At 63.8% G+C, this 20,880-nt stretch carries 21 protein-coding genes; 7 read left to right on the forward strand and 14 right to left on the reverse strand.

From position 1 onward, the window contains the following. Positions 1 to 10: 10 nt before the first annotated feature. The 11 genes from FQ775_RS21890 to FQ775_RS21940 form a co-directional block, all read right to left on the reverse strand. A complete protein-coding gene (locus tag FQ775_RS21890) occupies positions 11 to 331 on the reverse strand; it encodes an ArsR/SmtB family transcription factor (RefSeq protein ID WP_146299369.1) in 321 nt (106 codons plus the stop codon). A 151-nt stretch (positions 332 to 482) separates the two neighbouring features. Continuing rightward, the gene (locus tag FQ775_RS21895) at positions 483 to 1,274 is read right to left on the reverse strand and encodes a HugZ family pyridoxamine 5'-phosphate oxidase (protein WP_146299368.1); all 792 of its coding nucleotides are present in this window, start codon (positions 1,272 to 1,274) and stop codon (positions 483 to 485) included. Positions 1,275 to 1,306: 32 nt separating this feature from the next. Then, positions 1,307 to 2,464, reverse strand: a complete 1,158-nt coding sequence (locus FQ775_RS21900) for a CaiB/BaiF CoA transferase family protein (RefSeq protein WP_146299367.1) — start codon at positions 2,462 to 2,464, stop codon at positions 1,307 to 1,309. A gap of 16 nt (positions 2,465 to 2,480) precedes the next feature. Continuing rightward, entirely contained in the window at positions 2,481 to 3,242 is a 762-nt protein-coding gene (locus tag FQ775_RS21905) for a 3-hydroxyacyl-CoA dehydrogenase (RefSeq protein ID WP_146299366.1), read from the reverse strand. A gap of 223 nt (positions 3,243 to 3,465) precedes the next feature. Then, a complete protein-coding gene (locus tag FQ775_RS21910) occupies positions 3,466 to 4,317 on the reverse strand; it encodes an ABC transporter permease (RefSeq protein WP_146299365.1) in 852 nt (283 codons plus the stop codon). A gap of 10 nt (positions 4,318 to 4,327) precedes the next feature. Then, positions 4,328 to 5,587 (reverse strand): ABC transporter permease, encoded by a 1,260-nt coding sequence (locus FQ775_RS21915; RefSeq protein WP_146299364.1) that lies wholly within the window; start codon positions 5,585 to 5,587, stop codon positions 4,328 to 4,330. 74 nt (positions 5,588 to 5,661) lie between these two features. Next, positions 5,662 to 6,750 carry an ABC transporter substrate-binding protein gene (locus tag FQ775_RS21920; protein WP_146299363.1) on the reverse strand — a complete coding sequence of 363 codons (1,089 nt, stop codon included), beginning with the start codon at positions 6,748 to 6,750 and terminating at the stop codon, positions 5,662 to 5,664. Between the two features lie 136 nt (positions 6,751 to 6,886). Then, entirely contained in the window at positions 6,887 to 8,005 is a 1,119-nt protein-coding gene (locus tag FQ775_RS21925; RefSeq protein ID WP_167813191.1) for an ABC transporter ATP-binding protein, read from the reverse strand. A gap of 428 nt (positions 8,006 to 8,433) precedes the next feature. Further along, entirely contained in the window at positions 8,434 to 9,615 is a 1,182-nt protein-coding gene (choV, locus tag FQ775_RS21930; RefSeq protein ID WP_146299361.1) for a choline ABC transporter ATP-binding protein, read from the reverse strand. Further along, positions 9,612 to 10,466 carry a choline ABC transporter permease subunit gene (gene choW / locus FQ775_RS21935; RefSeq protein WP_146299360.1) on the reverse strand — a complete coding sequence of 285 codons (855 nt, stop codon included), beginning with the start codon at positions 10,464 to 10,466 and terminating at the stop codon, positions 9,612 to 9,614. Before choW ends, choV begins: the two co-directional genes overlap by 4 nt. Positions 10,467 to 10,550: 84 nt before the next feature. After that, a complete protein-coding gene (locus FQ775_RS21940; RefSeq protein WP_146299359.1) occupies positions 10,551 to 11,495 on the reverse strand; it encodes a choline ABC transporter substrate-binding protein in 945 nt (314 codons plus the stop codon). A 399-nt stretch (positions 11,496 to 11,894) separates the two neighbouring features. On the opposite strand from FQ775_RS21940, the gene FQ775_RS21945 reads away from it, so the two are divergent. From FQ775_RS21945 to FQ775_RS21960, 4 genes are all read left to right on the forward strand, one after another. After that, positions 11,895 to 12,524 (forward strand): thymidine kinase, encoded by a 630-nt coding sequence (locus FQ775_RS21945; RefSeq protein WP_146299358.1) that lies wholly within the window; start codon positions 11,895 to 11,897, stop codon positions 12,522 to 12,524. Positions 12,525 to 12,659: 135 nt separating this feature from the next. Next, the gene (locus FQ775_RS21950) at positions 12,660 to 13,748 is read left to right on the forward strand and encodes a hypothetical protein (RefSeq protein ID WP_146299357.1); all 1,089 of its coding nucleotides are present in this window, start codon (positions 12,660 to 12,662) and stop codon (positions 13,746 to 13,748) included. A gap of 9 nt (positions 13,749 to 13,757) precedes the next feature. Beyond that, on the forward strand, positions 13,758 to 14,903 hold the full coding sequence (locus FQ775_RS21955) for a hypothetical protein (protein WP_146299356.1): 1,146 nt from the start codon (positions 13,758 to 13,760) through the stop codon (positions 14,901 to 14,903). A 33-nt stretch (positions 14,904 to 14,936) separates the two neighbouring features. Beyond that, a complete protein-coding gene (locus tag FQ775_RS21960) occupies positions 14,937 to 16,847 on the forward strand; it encodes an ATP-binding protein (RefSeq protein WP_146299355.1) in 1,911 nt (636 codons plus the stop codon). A 72-nt stretch (positions 16,848 to 16,919) separates the two neighbouring features. Here FQ775_RS21960 and FQ775_RS21965 read toward each other — a convergent pair whose 3' ends face one another. Next, on the reverse strand, positions 16,920 to 17,276 hold the full coding sequence (locus tag FQ775_RS21965; protein WP_146299354.1) for a type II toxin-antitoxin system RelE/ParE family toxin: 357 nt from the start codon (positions 17,274 to 17,276) through the stop codon (positions 16,920 to 16,922). Further along, the gene (locus tag FQ775_RS21970) at positions 17,273 to 17,542 is read right to left on the reverse strand and encodes a ribbon-helix-helix domain-containing protein (protein ID WP_146299353.1); all 270 of its coding nucleotides are present in this window, start codon (positions 17,540 to 17,542) and stop codon (positions 17,273 to 17,275) included. The genes FQ775_RS21965 and FQ775_RS21970 overlap by 4 nt, the downstream gene beginning before the upstream one ends. 263 nt (positions 17,543 to 17,805) lie before the next feature. Between FQ775_RS21970 and FQ775_RS21975 the strand changes: the two genes are divergently transcribed. The 3 genes from FQ775_RS21975 (at position 17,806) to FQ775_RS21985 (ending at position 20,522) form a co-directional block, all read left to right on the forward strand. Further along, positions 17,806 to 19,092: a DUF6638 family protein gene (locus FQ775_RS21975; RefSeq protein ID WP_146299352.1), complete on the forward strand. Its 1,287-nt coding sequence runs from the start codon at positions 17,806 to 17,808 to the stop codon at positions 19,090 to 19,092. A 17-nt stretch (positions 19,093 to 19,109) separates the two neighbouring features. Beyond that, entirely contained in the window at positions 19,110 to 20,219 is a 1,110-nt protein-coding gene (locus tag FQ775_RS21980) for a DUF2333 family protein (RefSeq protein WP_146299351.1), read from the forward strand. Between the two features lie 69 nt (positions 20,220 to 20,288). Beyond that, a complete protein-coding gene (locus FQ775_RS21985) occupies positions 20,289 to 20,522 on the forward strand; it encodes a hypothetical protein (protein WP_146299350.1) in 234 nt (77 codons plus the stop codon). On the opposite strand, the gene FQ775_RS21990 is transcribed toward FQ775_RS21985, so the two are convergent. Next, the gene (locus FQ775_RS21990; protein ID WP_146299349.1) at positions 20,519 to 20,854 is read right to left on the reverse strand and encodes a hypothetical protein; all 336 of its coding nucleotides are present in this window, start codon (positions 20,852 to 20,854) and stop codon (positions 20,519 to 20,521) included. The two genes, FQ775_RS21985 and FQ775_RS21990, sit on opposite strands and share 4 nt — an antisense overlap. Positions 20,855 to 20,880 lie beyond the last annotated feature (26 nt).

Consider the following 20,880-nt stretch of genomic DNA (forward strand, 5'->3'; position numbering starts at 1 on the left):
GATCAACGCTTCAAGGCAGGGTGCTTCCGCGCCGCTCGTCGTCGACGAAGATGTTGTCGAGCGTGTCGAACAGGCGGCGGACATCGTCCGAGCCGCAAGAATAGTAGATGGTCTGCTTGTCCCGCCGAGTCCGTACGAGACCCAGGTTCCTGAGCCGTGCAAGATGCTGCGACAAGGCGGACTGGCTCAGCCCGACCTTGTCGGCAATCACCCCGACGGGCAATTCTCGGCCGAGAATCTCGCACATGATCTGGATTCGCTTGCTGTTGGCGAACGCCGTGAGAAAGGCCGCTGCGGTGTCGGCATGTGCCGCGAGTTGTGCCGTTGCCAATTTCCGCCTCCTGCGAGGGGATTGATCTGTTCGTTCGTCACAGACGGCGGAGCCACGGCCCAGACGCACGGGTTCTCCACGCCCGTACGACACCCCCTGTATCAACGAAATTAGTCCAGATTCGTCCGCAACGAAAGCGTGACGGCGGCAATTATGTCGGATTGGCCGCGTGTTGGGAGTTCGTTTCCATCGCCCTAGCCGTTTTGGCCATGTCGACGAGTACCGCGCGCAACGCGCCGGCCTCGCCGAGCGGTGCCGGGAACAGGACGCGGTGCACCTCGTCCCCGGACGCGATGTCGAGGCCCTCGGCGTCGATACCCGTGATCAGCCAGCCATCCGACCGGGCGCCGCCGAAATGGCGCGCGTAAAGGTCGATCGCGTCACGGTGGTCCTCGTTCATGTGCTCGAGTGCCCCCTGCTCGGTGTCCGCGAGCCCGGCATTGGCGGGCAGATGCGGAGCGAGGTCGTCGGGGCCGAGCAAATAGGCCTTGCCGAAGCCGCCATTGAGGCTGGCCCGCTCCATCGCCAGCCGCACGAATGAGAAATCGCCGAAATCGGCGTAGAGCTTCGCCTTGGGATGCCGGTTCAGGTAGCGGCGACGCGCCCGATCACCCGCTGGTGTTCCGCGCTCCAGGCGCTCTGCCATGCACGAAAGCGTGATGCGTGGATGGGCGAGCGGGTCGCCCTTGCCGGGTTCGCCGACAAGCAGCGAGCAGCGCGGATCGGCGGCGAGGCCGGAGGTATGGGTGGAAAGCGTCGACACCAGGATGATCGGCGAGCCGTCGAGATCGGTGGCCGTCGCCACGCGCGAGGCGAACGGCGCTCCCGTCTCCGGCTCGATCACGGCCAGCGCGCCGTGGCGGGCCGAGCGGATCAGCCGCCGCGCCAGCGCGATCGCCTCGCCATCCGTCTTGCGGATCACGTTCTTGGCCTTGTCCGCCATGTCGTCTTATCCTTGTTGATGGCCGGTGCCGATCAGTTACCGATCACACCTTGCTCGGCGAGCGCTAGGGTCTGCTCGCGATCGAGGCCGAATTCGGTCAGCAGTTTTGCGGCGGGCTGAGCCGATGGTGGCTGTGCAACCTGCGACGGTGTGCGCGAGAAGCGCGGCGCGGGGCCGGGCCGCTTCAACGCGCCGACGTCGCGGTGCGTCTTGCGCGCCAGATTATGCGGATGCGAAGGCGCCTCGGCCAGCGACAGCACAGGCGCCACGCAGGCGTCGGTGTCGGCAAACAGCGCGGCCCATTCGTCGCGCGGCTTTCCCACCAGCCGCGCCGCGATCGCCTCGCGCATCGCCGGCCAGTGCGCCAGGTCGTATTGCGCCGTTGCCAGGTGCTCGTCCAGCGGCAATAGCCGCGCGAATTCGGCGAAGAACTGCGGTTCCAGGCAGGCGACCGCAACATGGCGGCCGTCGGCGGTCGCGTAGGTGTCATAGAACGGGCAACCGGAATCGAGCAGGTTGGACCCGCGTCGGTCCTGCCAGATGCCCGCGCCCATGAACGCGAAGAAAGGCGCGGCCAGCATTGACGCCCCGTCGATCATCGCCGTGTCGACGACCTGGCCCTTGCCCGAGCGCGAGCGTTCGAACAGTGCCGCCAGCACGCCGGTGATCAGGAACATCGTCCCGCCGCCATAGTCGGCGGCAAGGTTGAGCGGCGGCACCGGCTTGCCGTCGGCCGGCCCGATCGCATGCAGCACGCCCGACAGCGCCAGATAGGTGAGGTCGTGCCCGGCGCGGCTGGCCAGCGGGCCGTCCTGGCCGAAGCCGGTCATGCGGCCATAGACCAGGCCCTCGTGGCGCTCCAGCAAGGGCTCTGGGCCCAGCCCGAGGCGCTCCATGACGCCCGGCCGGAACCCTTCGATCAGCACATCGGATGCCGCCGCCAGTTGCGTGACGAGTTCCACCCCCTCGGGACGCTTCAGATCGACCTTCAGCGTCTCGCGGCCATGGATGTCGAGATTGAAGGCGTCGGGTAGGTCGAGGAAGGCACGGCCGGTCTTCAGCCGCTCGACCCGGAGCACCCTCGCTCCCATCTCCGACAACATCAGTCCTGCAAGGGGAACCGGGCCGATTCCCGCCATCTCGATCACCTTGAGGCCCGCCAGCGGCCCCTGGCGCCGCGCGTGGCTCATGGCGGGTCGACCCCCGTCAGCGCGGCGCCATGCGAATGGCGCCGTCGAGCCGGATGGTCTCGCCGTTGAGCATCTGGTTCTCGACGATATGGGCGGCCAGCGCGGCATATTCAGGCGGCTCGCCGAGGCGCGGCGGGAAGGGCACCTGCTGGCCGAGTGACTTCTGCGCCTCTTCGGGCAGTCCGGCCATCATCGGCGTGCGGAAGATGCCGGGCGCGATCGTACAGACGCGGATGCCGGCCCGCGACAGGTCGCGCGCCACCGGCAGCGTCATGCCCACCACGCCGCCCTTGGACGACGAATAGGCGGCCTGGCCGACCTGCCCGTCATACGCCGCCACCGAGGCGGTGTTGACAATGACGCCGCGTTCGCCGCCATCGAGCGGCTCCAGCTTCTCGCAGCGAACGGCAAACAGGCGGATCATGTTGAAGGTACCGACGAGGTTGACCTCGATCACCTTCTTGTAGACGTCGAGCGGATGGGCGCCGTCCTTGCCGGTGGTCTTCATCGCGATGCCGATGCCGGCGCAATTGACCAGGATGCGCGGTTCGCCGAGCTTGTCGGCCACTTCGGCGATCGCCGCTTCGGCGCCTTCGGCGCTGGAGACATCGCAACGCACCGCGATGCCGCCAAGTTCGGCCGCGACCTTTTCCGCCCGCTCCATGCCGACATCGAGGATAGCGACCTTCGCCCCCTTGGCGGCGAGGGCGCGGGCCGTCGCCTCGCCAAGGCCGGATCCGCCGCCGGTGATGATCGCGATCGCGCCGGATGGGTTCATGAAAGTCGTCCTCCCAGAATGTTATGAAACAAAACTAATTTGCATCATCGTAGCGGCATGCATGGCGCCCGCGCAAGGCTCCATGCGACACAAGCGAACGGGTCGTAGTCTTTGTCGCGCACGGTCGTCCCGACGATGGTTGCCGCGTGTCGTGGCCGGTGCAAAAAAAGGCGGCGCCGGGCTTTTGCCTCGTGGCGCCGCCAATTCCCCTCTTGCCTGTGGATCAGGCGGGTGACATTCCGCGCAGCCGCTCGTTGCGGCGCCGGATCATCTCCAGCGTGGTCAGCAGCAGGATCGACAGCGCCACCAAAAGGCTGGCGAGCGCAAGGATCGTCGGGCTGATCTCCTCGCGCAGGCCCGAGAACATGCGCACCGTCATCGGCGTCTGGTTGGGACCGGCCATGAAATTGACGATCACAACCTCGTCGAGCGAGGTGACGAAGGCGAACAGCGCCCCCGAGATCACGCCCGGCAGCAGCAGCGGCAGGATCACCTTGAAGAAGGTGCGCGTCTGGTTGGCGCCGAGGCTTTGCGAGGCGCGGATCAGCGTCTCGTTGAATCCGGCCAGCGACGCCGTCACCGTCAGCACCACGAAAGGCGTTCCCAGCACCACGTGGCTGAGGATGATGCCCGGAAAGGTCTGCGACAAGCCGACGCGGGCGAAGAACGAGAACAGCGCCGCCGCGGTGATGATCAGCGGCACGATCATCGGCGAGATCAGCACCGCGGTGATGATGCCGCGCGCCGGCATGTTGGGCCGGTTGAGCCCGAGTGCCGCCAGCGTGCCGAGCGCGGTCGCGATGATCGTCGAACAGATCGAGATGATGAACGAATTGCCGATCGAACTCATCCATTCCGATGAACCGAACAGCGCTTCGAACCAGCGCAGCGAATAGCCGTCCGGATTGAGCGACAGCATTTCGCGGGTGAAGGTGAAATAGGGCTCGGCGTTGAAGGCCAGCGGGATGATCACGATGATCGGCGCGATCAGGAAGAAGAAGATCAGCCCGCAGATGATGTTGAACGCATAGTGCCAGACGCGTTCGACGGGTGTTGCGTATGAAGGCAGGGCCATGATGCGCTTCCTATCCGAACTTCAGCCGATCGACGCCGACAAGCTTGTTGAAGACCCAGTAGACGAGCAGCACCGCCACCAGCAGGATCGTTGCCAGTGCGGCCGCCAGTTTCAGCTGGGCGCTGGAGCCCTGCATGTTCTGGGCGATCAGGTTGGAGATGAAGATACCGCTGTCGCCGCCGACCAGCGCCGGCGTGATGTAGTAGCCGATTGCAAGGATGAACACGAGGATGCAGCCGGCGGCGAGCCCCGGTATCGTCAGCGGGAAATAGACCCGCCACCAGGCGCGGAACGGGTGTGCGCCGAGCGATTTCGCCGCCCTGAGATAGCTTGGCGGGATGGTCTTCATCACCGAATAGAGCGGCAGCACCATGAACGGCAGCAGGATGTGGGTCATGGCCACGATGGTGCCGGTGCGATTGTAGATCATGCGCAGCCGCCCTTGCCCGTCGATGATGCCGGTTGCGACAAGGAGTTCGTTGATCACCCCTTGCTGCTGCAGCAGCACGATCCAGGCCGAGGTCCTCACAAGCAGTGAGGTCCAGAACGGCAACAGCACCAGGATCAGGAGCAGGTTGGCGACGCGCGCCGGTTGCGTCGCCAGCATGTAGGAAATCGGATAGGCGAGCACGACGCAAAGCCCGGTGATCAGGATACTCATCCAGGCGGTGCGGAAGAACAGCCCCTTGTACACCTGGTAGACTTCCGGCCGCGGCGCGATCTCGCCCTGCGCGTTGTATTCGTAGTCGATCGCCAGCAGGTAGTAGGTCGGCGTCAGCAGCCGCGACTCGCGTTTGAGGATGCGCCAGAACTCCAGATTGGCCCAGTCCTCGTCGGCCTCCAGGAACTTTTCGCGATAGGGCGCCGACCATTCGTCGACCTGCCGCGCGGTGCGCATCACCGTGCTGCGGGCGCCGGGGATTTCGCGGTTGATGCGCGCTGCCGCGCGCCCGATGGTGCGGTTTTCGACGCCCACGATCATGTCGGCCGCCATGGCCTGGAAGACCGGCTCCGGCGGCACGTCCGCGCCCTCCCACTGCTGCAGGGCGGCCGCGGTCTGCGGCAGGTAGCCGCGAATCTCGGGATTGTAGACGGAACGCCAGATCATCGACAGGATCGGCACTGCGAAGACGATGAGCAGGAACACCAGCAAGGGCGCGACCAGCAAAAACGCGCGGCGTCGTTCCTGCGCCTGCGAGCGACGCAGCGCATGCTTGAGCGGGGTGCCGTCCGCCGCGAGCAGTTCAGGGGTCTTCGATGCCGATGCCATGGAGTCGTCCGGATGTTGTCAGTCGTGCGAGGGGTAGGCGGGGCGCGTCGGAGCGCCCCGCCTGTTCCCGTGGATCAGCCTGCGACCCAGGCGTTGAAGCGCTCTTCGAGCGCGTCGCCGTAATCCGCCCAGAACTGGACGTCGAACGGGATCGCCGTCTTCAGGTTCTCCGGATTGGTCGGCATGTGCGGCTTCATGTCGATGTCGGTGCCTTCGAACTTGCCGACCTTCGGCGCCGACGACTGACGTGCCGGACCGTAGGAGATGTATTTCGCCTGGTCAGCGAGACGCTGCGTGTCGGTGGCGAACTTCAGGTAATCCTTGATGGTCTCCTCGTTGCCGGTGTCGACCGGAACCACCCAGCCGTCGGTCTCGAACATCTGGTGATCCCACATGATCTCGAACGGCTGGTCCTCGTTGACCTGTGCGTTGAAGATGCGGCCGTTATAGGCGGTCGCGATCACGGCCTCCTTGTCGGCGAGCATCTGCGGCGGCTGGGCACCCTCGGACCACCAGATCACGTTGTCCTTGATCTCGTCGAGCTTGGCGAAGGCGCGGTTCTGGCCTTCCTCGGTCGCCAGCACCTCATAGACCTTGTCCGGCTCGACGCCATCGGCGATCAGTGCCCATTCGAGGTTCTTCTGCGGAATCTGCTGCAGAGCGCGCGTGCCCGGGAACTTTTCGACGTCCCAGACATCCTCGATCGTCTGCGGTCCGCCATCCGGGAACGCCTCGGTGTTGTAGGCGAACATGGTCGCATAAAGGATTTGCGGAATGAAGCAGGGCCCGAGCGTTCCTTCGATGAAGTCCTGCGAGGCCGGCGTGCCGTCGGGCGCCGGGGCAAGCCATTCGTCATGCGGGATTTCCAGCACAAGGCCCTCGTCGCAGGCGCGCTGGGCGTCTGCCTGCAGCATGTCGACGACATCCCAGGTCACGTTCCCGGCTTCCACCTGCGCGCGGATACCCGCCAGCGCGTTCGCCGACTTGTCCTCGTTGAGGATCTCGACGCCGGTCTTTTCCGTATAGGGCTTGTGATAGGCCTCGATCTGGGACTTCGAATAAGCGCCGCCCCAGGAGACGATCGTCAGTTGCTTGTCCTGTGCGACCGCGCCGCCAAGCGCAAGAGCCGCGACCGTACCGGTCAAGATCAGAACCCGTTTCATACTGACACCTTCCTTTGATTTTTTCTGCATTCATCTGGGTTTGAAAGACACAAGAGTTGGTGTCCGGCGTTTGTTTTTCTGGATGTCGAGGTCCGCCGGATGACCTATCCGGTCCGCGCCCGCCAGGGCGCGGCGGTCAGTTGTCGCCGCGGTCGAGGGCGCGGCAGTCTTCCGTCGCCCATCCGACCCGCACCGCCTCGCCCGGCTTGAAGCGGCGGGCGCCGAGCCGGTTACGGGTCTTCACGACAAAATCGCTGTTGCCGGCCACCGTCATCCGCGTGCGGATGTGGTCGCCGAGATAGATGACTTCCTCGACCCGCCCGGTGACCGTGTGGTCGGTGATGCTCTCGTCGGGGTCGATCTCGACGCGCTCGGGCCGGATCGAAAGCTGGGTGCGTTCGCCTGGGCCGGCATTGATCGCCAGCGCCATCACCTGCTCGCCATCGCTGAGTTCGACCTTGGCGATGCCGTCATTGATCGATTTGATCTTGCCCTGCAGGGTGTTGTTTTCGCCGATGAACTGGGCGACGAAGCTGTTCTCCGGCTTCTCGTACAGCACCTCGGGCGTCGCCAGCTGCTGGATGACGCCGTCGTTGAAGACCGCGACGCGGTCCGACATGGTCAGCGCCTCGCTCTGGTCGTGGGTCACGTAAATGACGGTCACGCCGAGCGATTCGTGAATGTGCTTGATCTCGAACTGCATGTGCTCGCGCAACTGCTTGTCGAGGGCGCCGAGCGGTTCGTCCATCAGAACCAGTTCGGGCTCGAACACCAGTGCGCGCGCCAGCGCCACGCGCTGTTGCTGGCCGCCGGAAAGCTGCGCCGGGCGGCGGCCATGGAACGAACCGTCGCCCATCTGGACCATGTCGAGGGCGCGCTGCACCTTCTTTTCGCGCTCGGCCTTGTCGAAGCCGCGAACCTCGAGAGGAAAGGCGAGGTTTTCCGCGATCGTCATGTGCGGGAACAGCGCGTAATTCTGGAACACCATGCCGATGCCGCGTTTGTGCGGCGGCACGCTGTTGATGGGCTGGCCGTCGAGATAGATCTCGCCATGCGTCGCCGGCTCGAAGCCGGCCACCATCATCAGGCAGGTGGTCTTGCCCGAGCCCGACGGCCCCAGCATGGTCATGAATTCTCCCCGCTCGAGGCGGAGATTGAGGTTTTTCACGACGAGCGACTCGCCGTCGTAGGATTTTTGAACTTCTTCGAAGAGGACCATTGGTCGGTCGGATTGCGCGTCGCTCCCCAGGGGCATCGTTGCCCCGACACCGCGTTCCGCGTCGACTAGCTCATTCAATGTTATCTCCCGCTGGTCATTTTTCGTGACCCTAGAGGAATATAGCGGTGTGATCAAACCCTTCCAGGGGTGAGTGGTGTGTCTTTTTGAAGATAAAGAATGAAACGAATAAGTATTGGAAGAAATCAAGTATTTACAAGTTGTTCAAAGAAATCTACTTGCAATATCATTGCTATGTTTCGATGGCATCCATTGTGCCGCATTTATATGGAGTATCGCTTCCGATCTTGACACGGCGTCGGTCAAGACGGCGCGCAAACCTGCAAGGTGAGCCTGTCGGTATCGAAGTAATCGGACTTTGCATGCGGCCTGCCGGGCGGCGCTGAACGTCCGCGCCCCGCGCTGGACAGGGAGCCGTCCGGCTCCCTTCGGCAAGTGTGCCTTGCCTAGCGCCTCAGCACGGCTCCCAGAACGTCGCGCACGCCGATGGCGCCGGTGAAGCGCGACTGCTCGTCGAAGACCGCGACGGGTGCGGTCTGCGATTGATGCATGGCGTGCATCACCGCCTTCAGCGGTGTGCCCGGCTTGGCCCAGTAGACCTGGTGCGTATCTTCCGGCAGCGTCTCGAGCGGGTCGCAGGAGGCCCAGATCGCCGGGCGTCCGTTGCGCTCGGCCCCGGTCACCAGCATGTTGTCGTCGAGGCGGAAGCGCGTCGTGCGCCGCCGGTCGAGCCATACCCAGCCCTCGCCGCCGGCTTCCAGGTCGCGGCGGTCGCGCATCACGTTCCAGGCGGTCAGCACCGAGAGCGGATTCACATTGGCGATGAAGTCGCGCACGTAGTCGTTGGCCGGCGCCAGCACGATCTCTTCCGGCGCGCCCGACTGCACGATGCGGCCGCCCTCCATGATGGTGATGCGGTTGCCGATCTTCAGTGCTTCCTCGAGGTCGTGGCTGACGAAGACGATGGTCTTCTTCAGGTCCGTCTGCAGTTGCAGCAATTCGTCCTGGAGCTTGGTCCGGATCAGCGGGTCCAGCGCTGAGAACGGCTCGTCCATCAACAGGATCGGTGCCTCGGTCGCGAAGGCCCGCGCCAGCCCGACGCGCTGCTGCATGCCGCCCGACAGTTCGTGCGCATATTTGCCGGCCCACTGGTCCAGATGCACCAGTTCGAGCTGCCGCGCCACGCGCTCGCGCCGTTCGGCGTCCGGCACCCCGGCCAGTTCCAGCCCGAAGCCGACATTTTCCGCGACCGTGCGCCAGGGCAGCAGCGCGAACTGCTGGAACACCATGGCCACGCACTCGCGGCGGATCTTGCGCAACTCGGCTTCGGAGCAGGAGACCACGTCCGCCTGCCAGTCGCCGTCATGGACGATCACCTCGCCGCGGGTCACCTCGTTGAGCCGGTTGACCGCGCGCAGCAGCGTCGACTTGCCCGAGCCGGAAAGGCCCATCAGCACCGAGATCTCGCCCTCCTCGACGGTGAGGTTGCAGCCGGCGCAGCCAAGCACGCTGCCGGTCTTTTCGAGGATTTCGGCGCGGCTGGCGCCGCTGTCGAGCAGCGCCAGCGCGGCGGCCTGTTGGTCGCCGAAGATGATGTCGACATCGCGGAAATCGACGGCGGTGCTCATTTGGCGTCTCCCCTGCCGATGCGCGACATGCGGTCGAGAATGATGGCGAGGATGACAATCGCCAGGCCGGCTTCCAGGCCGAGCGGAATGTTGACGGAGTTGAGCGCCCTGACCACCGGCTTGCCGAGCCCGTTGGCGCCGATCAGCGCTGCGATGACGACCATCGACAGCGACAGCATGATACACTGCGTCAGCCCGGCCATGATCGTCGGCAGTGCTGCCGGCAGTTCCACCTTCCACAGCAATTGCCGCTTGGTGGCGCCGAAGGCTTCACCCGCCTCCAGCATCGGCTTCGGCACCGAGGTGATGCCCAGATACGTAAGCCGGATCGGCGCCGGCGACGCAAAGATGACGGTGACGATCATGCCCGGCGCGATGCCGAGGCCGAACAGGATCAGCACCGGGATCAGATAGACGAAAGTCGGCAGCGTCTGCATCAGGTCGAGCAGAGGCTGCAGATAACGGTAGACGCGTTCCTTGTGCGCGGCCCAGATGCCGATCGGCACGCCGATGGCCATCGAGCAGGTTGTCGCGGCCACGACCAGCACCAGCGTCTCGACGGTTTCTTCCCACAGGTCCTGGTTGACGATGAAAAGTAACCCCAGCGCCACGCCGGCGACCAGCTTCCAGGAGCGCTGCAGATACCAGGCGAGGCCGGCAATTGCGGCGACGAGCAGCACCGGGGGCACCACGAGGAGGATGTCGACCAACCCGTCGAGCACGAACTTGAAGGCATCGGCGATGCTGTCGAAGAACCACTCGAAATTGGTGGTCAGGAAATCGAAGAACTGCTTGCCCCACCGGCCGATCGGTATCTTGAAGCTCGATATCAACTCCGAAATCGGATCCATTGCCCCCTCGCTCCGTGGCACGCGAAAGGCGGCCGCCCTGTCGGGTCAGCCGCCGTTCGCCTGTCTGCTCCGGCGTATCGCCGATTACATGCCGAGGGCGGATTTCACGGCGGCCATGGCGTCGCCGCCGTCCATCGTGGTCACGCCTTCGAGCCACGGGCCGACCGTGTCCGGGTTGGCCTTCAGCCACGCCGTCGCCGCGTCCTGCGGATCCTGGCCGTCGTCGAGGATCGCACCCATGATCTCGTTTTCCATCTTGAGCGAGAAGACGAGATTGGTGAGCAGCTTGCCGACGTTCGGGCACTCGGTAACGTAGCCGGCGCGGACATTGGTGTGAACCGTCGCGCCGCCGTAGTTCGGACCGAACACGTCGTCGCCACCGGCCAGATAGGCCATCTCGACATTCGCGTTCATCGGATGCGGCTCCCAGCCGAGGAAGACGATGTCCTCCTTGTCGCCGACCGCCTTGGAGACGGCCGACAGCATGCCGGCTTCCGAGCTCTCCACCAGCTCGAAGCCGTCGAGCTCGAACTGGTTGTTGGAAATCATGTCGAGGATCAGCCGGTTGCCGTCATTGCCGGCCTCGATGCCGTAGATCTGGCCGTCGAGCTTGTCCTTGAACTTGGCGATGTCGCCGAAAGTCTGCAGGCCCGCGTCGAAGGTGTATTTCGGAACCGCCAGCGTGTATTTGGCGCCTTCCAGGTTGGTGGCGATCGTCTCCACCGTGCCGTCGTCCAGATAGGGCCTGATGTCAGCCTCCATGGTCGGCATCCAGTTGCCCAGGAAGACGTCGATATCCTTCGAGGCGAGCGACGTGTAGGTCACCGGCACCGACAGGATTTCCACCGTGGGCTCGTAGCCCAGCGCTTCCAGCACCACCGAGGTGGTCGCCGTCGTGGCGGTGATGTCGGTCCAGCCGACATCCGAGAAGCGCACTTCCTTGCAGCTTTCGGGATCGGCGGCGAGCGCCTGCGAGGTGAGTGCCGTTGCGAGTCCGAGCGACAAGGCAAATATCGTCTGGCGAGGCATTGAGGTGTTCTCCCTGTTGTTGTTGGCGGCCCATCGCGGCTCTGCTGGCAATAAGCCAAACACCATTTCAGGCCGTATTCAAGCGTGTCTGGATGCGCGGGGCATCCGGGTTGTCTCAGTCAATCGGATTTGGGCGCGAAGATCGTCGCGATCGCGGCTCAAGATTACCGGGGCACGCCTTGGAAAAATTTGCCGATATCCCTCCGATTTTTTATTGATTGTGCAGTCAATCAAAAAAAGTCGAGCCGACCGGCAATGTCAAGCCGGAAACGGATTGCGCCAGGATTCCGTCTCTTGGGTGCGGGCAAGGCGCGACTTGTTCGGCTTCGCGGCGCCTTTTCCAGTGGAACGCTGCGACTGGCGACTCCCATCATGGCTGCGGCTTGGCCTAATAGACGAATGGCCAAGCTCTACTTTCACTACGCGACCATGAACGCCGGCAAGTCGACCATGTTGCTGCAGGCGTCCTACAATTACCGTGAGCGCGGAATGACGACGATGGAGTTCATCGCCGCCTTCGACGACCGAGCCGGTCGCGGCCGCATCGGCTCGCGCATCGGCCTGGCCGCCGAGGCCGAGACCTTCCGCCATGGCGACGATCTTTTTGCCCGCATCGCCGAGCATCACGACCATACCTCGGTGCATTGCGTCTTCGTCGACGAGGCACAGTTTCTCGACGAGGAACAGGTCTGGCAGCTGGCGCGCGTTGTCGACCGGCTCGACATCCCGGTCATGTGCTATGGCCTGAGGGTCGATTTCCAGGGCAAGCTCTTTCCCGGCTCGCATGCGCTGCTGGCGATCGCCGACGAACTGCGCGAGGTGCGCACCATCTGCCGCTGCGGCCGCAAGGCGACGATGGTCGTGCGGCTCGGACCGGACGGCAAGGTTGCCCGGCAGGGCGACCAGGTGGTGATCGGCGGCGACGACAAATATGTCTCGCTCTGCCGCCGGCACTGGGAAGAGGAGATGGGCCGCTGGCCGGCCGAGGATCTGATCGGCTTTGCCGGCGAGCGGAGTCGCGCCCGCTAATTCGCGTGGTAGTGCAGATTCCGACCGGCTGAACCGCAGGCAACACCGCGACTTTCATTCGCAACAATCGCCCCATATATTCGGTCCCGCTGCCGCGCGACCGCCGGTATTCGATCAGCCCGTTGGAGGAACTGGATGGCGACCTTGCAGAACTTCGATGCCGAAATTGCCAAGACCAGGAAGACGGTCGAGGATATGCGGTCCAAGATCGAGCAGTCCGGCATCGTGCTCGACAAGATCGCCCAGACCGACAAGAAGATCGGCGAGGTCGACTTCGACATCGAGAACGCTCGCATCGAGGACGTCATCAAGCAGCAGAAGACCATGGAGGCGAATATCGCCGACCTGATCATCGGTCTCGAGGACGCCACCAATGTCTTCGGCAGCGAATTCGAGAGCATGAAGAGCTACACCGGCTGGGAGACCTTCGTCGGCTTCTTCTCCAAGCAGCGCCAGCAGCGGATGCGCACGGAGCGCGTGCGCAACATGTCGCTGGCCGGCAATTTGCAGGAACTGCTCGGCAAGTCCGACACCATCGTCGGCATCCTGACCGACCAGAAGCAGGTGCTCGACGACCGCTACAAGACCTCCGAGGCCAGCCTTGCTCAGGTGATCGAGCGCCGCAAGTCGACCATGGACGAGCTGACGGCGACCCAGAAGCGCATCGAGGAACTGAACCCGCTGCTGCTCGACATCGAAAACCGCATCTCCGCCTCGACCAGCCAGGCCGAGCGCACCGAGCTGGAAGGCGAGCGCTCCAAGCTCGCGACCGAATACAATGAGAAGCAGGCCAAGGAGCAGGAACTGCTGGCCGAGAGCCAGACGCTGGAGCGCTACACGTCGATGTTCCAGACCTTCGTCGATTCGCTCAACAACCAGATCGCGGCCCAGAACACGCTGATCAACAAACTGACCATCGATACCGAGCAGCGCATTGTTCTGTACAAGGCGCTGGAGGACTCTTTGAAGACGGCCGCCCAGCAGGATGTCGCCCACCGGATCAACACGCTCGGCAGCCAGGTCGACAACACCGCCGAGGAGACGATGGCCGGCATCGGCGCCGCCGCCCAGCGCCACATCGGCGATCTGCTCGAGCTGCACGAGAAGAACATGGTCACGACCGCCGACATCCAGCGGCGCAAGAAACTCGCCGACGATGCCTTCGCGCGCCGCTTCGAGGACGTGATGAAGAAGCACAACGCGGCCGACTACGTGCGGCAGTAGCCAGGCCGCATGACCGACGCGAATTCCTCAGCGATCCGCTACTTCGACGCCATTTCGGCCGCGCTGTCGGGGCTGGACATCTTTCTGCGCCACGACAATTCGCCGCTTTACGGCCACGGCCTCGTGGCCCAGATCGTCGCCGAATATATCGTGCGGCTTGAAAACTCGTTCTCGTGCTGGCGCAACCGGCTCGGTTTCACCAAGAGCTTCCGCATCTCGCGCGCCGAAAGCGGCTTCCCGGTGTTCCAGAACGTCATGGAGCTCGACCGCGACCGCCGCACCGCGGAGCAGAAGCTCGCAGCCATCCCGCAGGCCGGGGAACTGCGAGCCGAGATGGTCGACTTCATCCTGAGGCACAAGGCCTTTCCCGAAACGCTGCAGCGTTCGATGGCCGAGCGGCTCTATCTGGAGGATGTCGGCACCGGCCTGGTATTTCCGCCCTTCGTGCTGCCGAAGACGGTGCGGGTTTCCGTCAACCCCAAGACGATGCGGCCCTATTGCCTGGTCCACTGGGGGGCCTTCGACGGCAGCGCCAACCTGCCGCTGGTCTACATGGCGATGATCGAGGACTCTTCGCCCGATATGGTCGAGGCGCTGGTCACCCGCGACGGCAAGCTCAACGAGAGCGTGCCGGTGCCGCTGCCGGTCGACGGCCTGCTTAACCCGCAGCTGGCGCACCGTTTCGACGATTTCGCCGAGAAGAACTCCGCCTATTCGCTGTCGCCGGCCACCATCGCCGGCAATCTCGACAAGGATTTCGACACTCTGCACCCCAAGCAGTTGCGCCGCGTCGTGCTCGGGCCGTTTTATTCGGCCGGCATCACCGAGCACAATTCGCGCGTCGCCGAGGTGCTCGAGAAGGTTCGCAAGCCCGAGAACGCCTGGCTCCTGACCTGGACCATCCAGGAAGTGTTTTCCAAGGGAGAGAAGCCGGCGCGCCGCGGCCTGTGGTCGAGCGAGCCGGCCCGCGACGAATTTTTCATCAACACCGATGACCTAGAGGCGGCGCGCCAGGGCGTGAGTTCCTACGAGAAGCATGCCCTGGTGCCGCACGAGGCCTACCAGGCGCTCTATGCCGCCGGCGAGGCGCAGAAGGTCTTTGCCGGCTACAAGGTCCACATCCTGTCCGGCGAGCGGGTCATCAGCGATGTCTGAGACGTAGGCTGCATATCAAATGCGGGGACGAGCATGGATACCGGTCTGACGACGATCGACGAAGCCGACATCGAAAAGCACCGCGCCGTCGCGCAGGGCATGGTCACGCGAGTCATCGTCATGGAGGACAGCGGCAGCCGCTCCTCGACCGCGCTTGCCGGCACCGGCCGCCGCTTTGTCTCCACCGTGTCCACCGGCTCGGTGCGCCGCACCCGCGAGGTCGAGCTCACAAAGACCATCGAGGCCGTCCGCGCCGACGACGTCCTGCTTTCGATCCTCCAGCACACGCTGCTTTTCCGCGCCCGCCGCGGCATCGCCGTGGCGCTGGCGATCGGCGAGGTGTTTGCGCAAGGCTCCGAGCTTGAAAGCCTGCAGGCCAAGAACAGCCGCTCGCCGCTCGAAGGCGAGGAGGCCTCGCGCTTCAAGCGGCTCCTGTCCGCCTCAGCCTATGTCGCCGCCTTCAGCTTTGCTTCCTATCTGCTCCAGACCATCGAGAGCGATGCCGAGGCGCCTAACGATGTCGAGGAGCCGGATTTCCTGTTCGACACCCCGCAGGACGCGCTGAAATCGATGGTCGCCGGCCTCGATGCCGCGATCGGGGGCTCGAAGGACGACCACGATCTGATGAGCCGGGCGCGCGCCTTCGCCCGCACCGCCATCGAGGGGCTGTTGTCGCGCAAGGGCCGCTTCGACGGGCTCGGTCCGTTCGAGGACGCCCATATCCGCATCGACCAGGACGACTTCACCATCGACGGTTTCGACGTCGCGCCGGGCCAGAAGCGCAAGCCGCTGGTGATGACGTTCAAGAAGCCCAACGAGATCGTCGGCAACCACATTGCCAAATACCAGGCCATGAAGCTTGCCAAGATGCTGATGGCCTATGATTTCGATCGCCAGCTCAACCCCTTCGTCGATCTCGGCGGCTTCCTGTTCACCTTCATCGGCGACGGCGCGCCCGGCACCGGCAAGACCATCCTGATCCAGATGACCGCCGGGCTCATCAACGAATATTGCCGGATCGCCGGCTACCCGTTCCACTACGAGAATTTCGGCGTCGACCAGATTTCTTCCTATCAGGGCAAGTCTGGCCAGAACTGCAAGCAGTTCGTCAACAACGTGCTGAACCCGCGCGCCATCGGTTTCGGCACTGTCGACGACATCGACCAGGTGGCGGCCAAGCGCTCCGACGACCGCGCCTCGGCCGGCCAGCAGGAAATCACCGGCGTCCTGATGGAAAGCTTCGCCGGCGCCTCCACTGTCGTGCGCGGCAACTGTTCCTTCGGCATGTTTTCCAACTATCCCGAAAATGTCGACGATGCGCTTCGCCAGCGTGCCGGCGCCCGCTGGCTGGTCGATGGTCCGCAGACGCGCGACGACTATATCGACATCTTCGTGCTTCTGGCCGGCAAGAACCACAAGATCCCGCTCGGCGACCACCAGCTCTTCGACGCCCAGATCATCCAGCGCGCCGTCAACACCGCCTACGAGCAGCATTCGAAACCGCAGGAGGAGGGGCTGCAGAAGGTCTATGAGCACTATCTCGGCGCGCATGGCGAGCCGAGGACGATGGCCGATATCGGTGCCTACCTGCACATGATCAAGGAGGCCGAGCCGCGCTTCACCGGCCGGGCGATCAAGAACATCACCGACGCCATCAAGATGCGGGCCATGGACATCGAGCTTCCCGACGACTGGTTCGAGAAGCCCGAGACCTTCATGCACAAGTCCTACGACGACAAGAAGGCGATGATCGAGGAACTGCGCGGCCCGTTCTCGATGGCCATGGTGATGCAGGAGATCAACCGCTACGCCGATTCCGAGTTCCGCTATTCCGACCGCTCCGACGATGCCGCCGTCTCGACCATGATCCGCGACGCCCGCCTGCGCGAGCGTGCCGTGCGCGAGATCGAGGAGATGAAGAAGCAAGGGCGCTGGAATGCGTGAACATCCTCTCCCCGTCTACGGGGAGAAGATACGCCGTGTCATTCGTTGCCCCGATCTAGACCGCACCGGCGGTCATGTGCCGCCCAACAGCCTCTTCAGCATATGCTTTTGGTGATCCTGTCCGCCAAAGAAGATGGCGAGCACGGTGACGCGCTCGTTGTGCTCATCGACTGTGAAATAGACGATCGCGGCATCTTTTGTGACCTGTCTCAGCCCCGGCAGCAGGTCTTCCCGTAGCGTCCCCTGGAAAGGCGCCCGGCCAAGGCGCCCCATGGCGTCTTCGATGACGTGAATACGGTTGGCCGCGCGGCGGTAAGCCTCATCCGGCATGTCGCCGAACTCGCGGTACGAGGCGAAAAGGTGGTCGAAGATCAGTTCGAGGTCATTGCGCGCCGCCGCCGACCGGACGACGGCGAACGGTCGCTTCAAAGCCCGAGTTCCGAGCGCTTTCGCGCCAACATGGCTTTCGTCTCGTCCCGGGATTCTTCCAGCGGGACAAACGGGCCCTTCGCCCGCTCTTCGAGCAAGGCCCTTAGCGCCGCCGTTTCCAGATCGCGGGCCTCGGTCTCGGCGCGCACAAGCTCGAGACCCCGCTGCACGACCGCGCTCAGGCTGGCGTAGCGTCCTTCCTCGACAAGCGTCCGGGCGTAGGCGTCCTGGGATTTGGAGATGGAAACGGAAGCCTTGACCGACATTTGTGTCTCCTGAATTGCTACTGAGTAGTATGCCTTCATCTCGAGAGAGTTGCAATTCGGGTGATGGCGGTCCTGCCAGGCCTAAGCCTGGCGCGACAACCGGTATCGTGAGCGCCTTGCGAAGCTTGAGAAGCGTTCCGCGAACGTTTACGAGTTCGTGTCCGCCCTCGTAGATCGCGCTGATCGTGCTCTGCCGCAATCATCGTCCGTTCTTGGTTGGTCGGGCAAATACGTGGCAACGCATCGGATTTCATCTTCGGTTCATGGACCTCCTGCGCGAAAATGAACTGATCTACGGGCGGCTGATGCGGGTCGAGGAGCCGCACCTCGTGGCGCGTTACAACAAGGCGCTGGCCGCCTTCGGCCTCAAGCCGAGCGAGCTCGATGCCTTCGAAATCGACCGCACCGGCTTTTCTCCGCAGATCGCCGAGGAACTCGGCGACAACCACTACCTTGATCCCAACGAGGTCAACCGCCGTTTCATCATCCTGTCGCCGCAGCAGGCCGAACTGCCGGTGGTCCACACCGCGTTCTCCAACACCTCTCAACTCATGTACGAGTTCTTCACCCGCAATCGCCGGGCGATCGACGCGCTGACCATCAAGGACGTCATCTACGGCGAGATCGAGGACACGGTCGCCAAGGTCGAGGATATCGAGGACCTGCTTTCCATCAACCAGGTCGAGTTCCGGGTGCTGTCGGCCGAGGACGTGCTCGGCAAGGCAGCCGAGCTTGGCCGCCTGGCCGACCGGCTGAAGCAGGATCCGGACGCCTGGCGCGACGATGCCTTGCTCAAGCGCATGGTCGAGCTTGCCACGGTGACCGGCGACATCCGCGAAAACGCACTGGTGCCCGACCAGGTGATCTTCCGCCACAACGCCTTCTGGACCAGCCATTTCGGCGGGCTCTACGTCTTTGTCGATCCCGACGTGACCACCGTGATCTCAGACCCGGACGCACCCGGCTATCGCCGCTCTCGGCCCTGGCAGGTCAGCTACCTGTCGAGCCGCGATCATGACCGGGTCTTCCGCTTCCTGCTCGATTCGGGTCGGCTCGACCTGCCGCGCGAATCCTGGCTCGGCCGTTCCGGCTATCTCGAGCACCGCGCCGAGATGGCGGTGCGAAAGCTGATCCGCGCCGAGGAGCCCGACACCGACCTGACCAGGGTCGACAAGGTCTGGCTCCAGACCTGGATCCATCGCCACGCCGACCTCATCCGCCGCGACGGAACCTTTCCCTTCCTCAACGCTGCCAAGCGGGAGGCGGCCCAGACCGGCCAGATCGACCTCGACGAGGTTCCGTCCGAACGGCGCTTCCTGGTCGTGCGGGCCAAGCCGGGCCATCCCGACGCATGGCTCACCAACCGGCTGATCTCGGATTTCGTGCCCGAGGACTTCGTTTCGCGCTATGTCTTCAACAAGCAGGGTTTTTACCGCGACTACGAGGACATGAGCGGCAACTGGCGCCATCACGTTGTGGAGACGCTCAAATCCACCTACCTGCGTGACAAGGCCGAGTTCCGCGCAAAGCTCTACGGGCTGAAGGACTGAAAGAGGTTACAGGGCACATGCTGGATCCGATCGTTGCATTCTTCACCCGCATCTTTCAGTGGATCGGCCGTGGCATCGGCCTCGTCATCGCCTGGATCTTGTGGCCTTTCCTGGCCGCGAGTCGCTGGTATGCGCGCCGCGGGTGGCTGATCAAGGGGCCGATCGGCATCGGCCTGCTGGTGCTGTTCGCCTTCTACGCCTATTTCATCTGGAACACCCAGAGCTGGAACAATTTTGATCCCGACTACGTCGATGCTTATGCGCTCGACGGGCGCAACAGCGCGGCGGGCGAGGAAGTCGCCGGCTCGGCCGGCACCTGCACGCGTTCCGCGATCGCCGACGTCACCGCCGACCTGATCGACTACAATGTCAACGAGAATGCGTGGATTTCGTCGATGCTGCTCTACAAGCTCGGCCTGTTCGGGCTGGACTGGGACGACACGCCCTTCCTCGACAACCAGGCCTCTTTCCAGCGCGGCATCAACCAGGCGGTGCGGCGCACCACGGTCGAACTCGTCGACACGCTGGGCCGCGTCCGCGGCACCTCGCAGGTCGACCAGAACCTGCAGGACGCGCGCGGCAACATGCAGTTCGATGAGGAAACCTGGTATTTCGGGCTCAACCCGTTCGGGCCGAAGACGCCGTCGCCGTCCTTCTACCGTTCGGCGATCCGCGATCTCGGCATCTTCAATGACCGGCTCGGCAGCTGCAACGCGACCTTCGACGGCCGCGCAGACAATCTCCTGACTTTCATCGACAGGATCGCCAACGACATCGGCTCCACCTCCGACATCCTGCGCGAGCGCTCCGAGAACTACAATCGCGGCTGGTTCGACACCCGCGCCGATGACCGTTTCTGGTTCGCCTATGGTCAGCTCTACGGCTATTACGGAATCATGGAAGCTGCGCGCGCCGATTTCGATCCCATCATCAAGTCGCGCGGCCTGACCCCGCTCTGGAACCGGCTCGACGATCAGTTCACGGCTGCTCTGGCCGTGCGTCCGTTCATCATTTCCAACGGGCGCGAGGCAGGCTGGATCATGCCGACCCACCTTGCCACCATGGGCTTTTACGTCCTGCGCGTGCGCACCAACCTGACCGAGATACGCGACGTCCTGGACCGCTGAGGCGGCGCAGGTCGCTGCCGAGGGAACGCGGCCACGTCATTCACGTTCTCCCTGAGAAGGGAGAATGCGATGACAGAGAAACGCACGAGCAAGGCCCGCCTTACCGAAACCGACCTCGCCCAAGAGAAGATGGGCCGGAACGATCTGCAGGGCGATGATCAGGAAAACGTCCGCAATGAACGGCATGCGGCTCCTGATGCGAAGAAGCAGACCGACGGCGTCGTGGAGAGTTTCAGGAAGCTCGACAAGGACGAACGTGCGCGCAAGGATCTGAACAAGGGCGCAATGCGAGGAAGCAGCTAGTCGGGTCCATGCCGGCTGGCGGCATCGCCTCGCATGATCGCCGGACCGATGTCGCCTTCCAGCACTTCGCGCGGCCCGTCGGCAGGGTGCGGACTGTTGGACATCTCGCTGACGCTGTAGCGCTTGTTGTCGCGGAACGCGCTTGCGAACCGGGTCGAGGCGCCGTGCGAGGGTTTGCCGTCGGTTTCCAGGAAATCGTCCTCGGCCTCGCTGGCGACGATGCGCGCGTCGGCTGCGGATTCGGCGCGTACCACGACAATCCCTTGCGACGGTCCGAGGTCCCAGTTGGGATCGTCGGCCGCGGCAATCGGTGTCAATCGATAGATGTTCATCGCCTGCTCCCTTTCGGACGTGATCA

Source organism: Nitratireductor mangrovi (assembly GCF_007922615.2).
In the GTDB taxonomy this organism is placed as follows: domain Bacteria; phylum Pseudomonadota; class Alphaproteobacteria; order Rhizobiales; family Rhizobiaceae; genus Mangrovimarina; species Mangrovimarina mangrovi.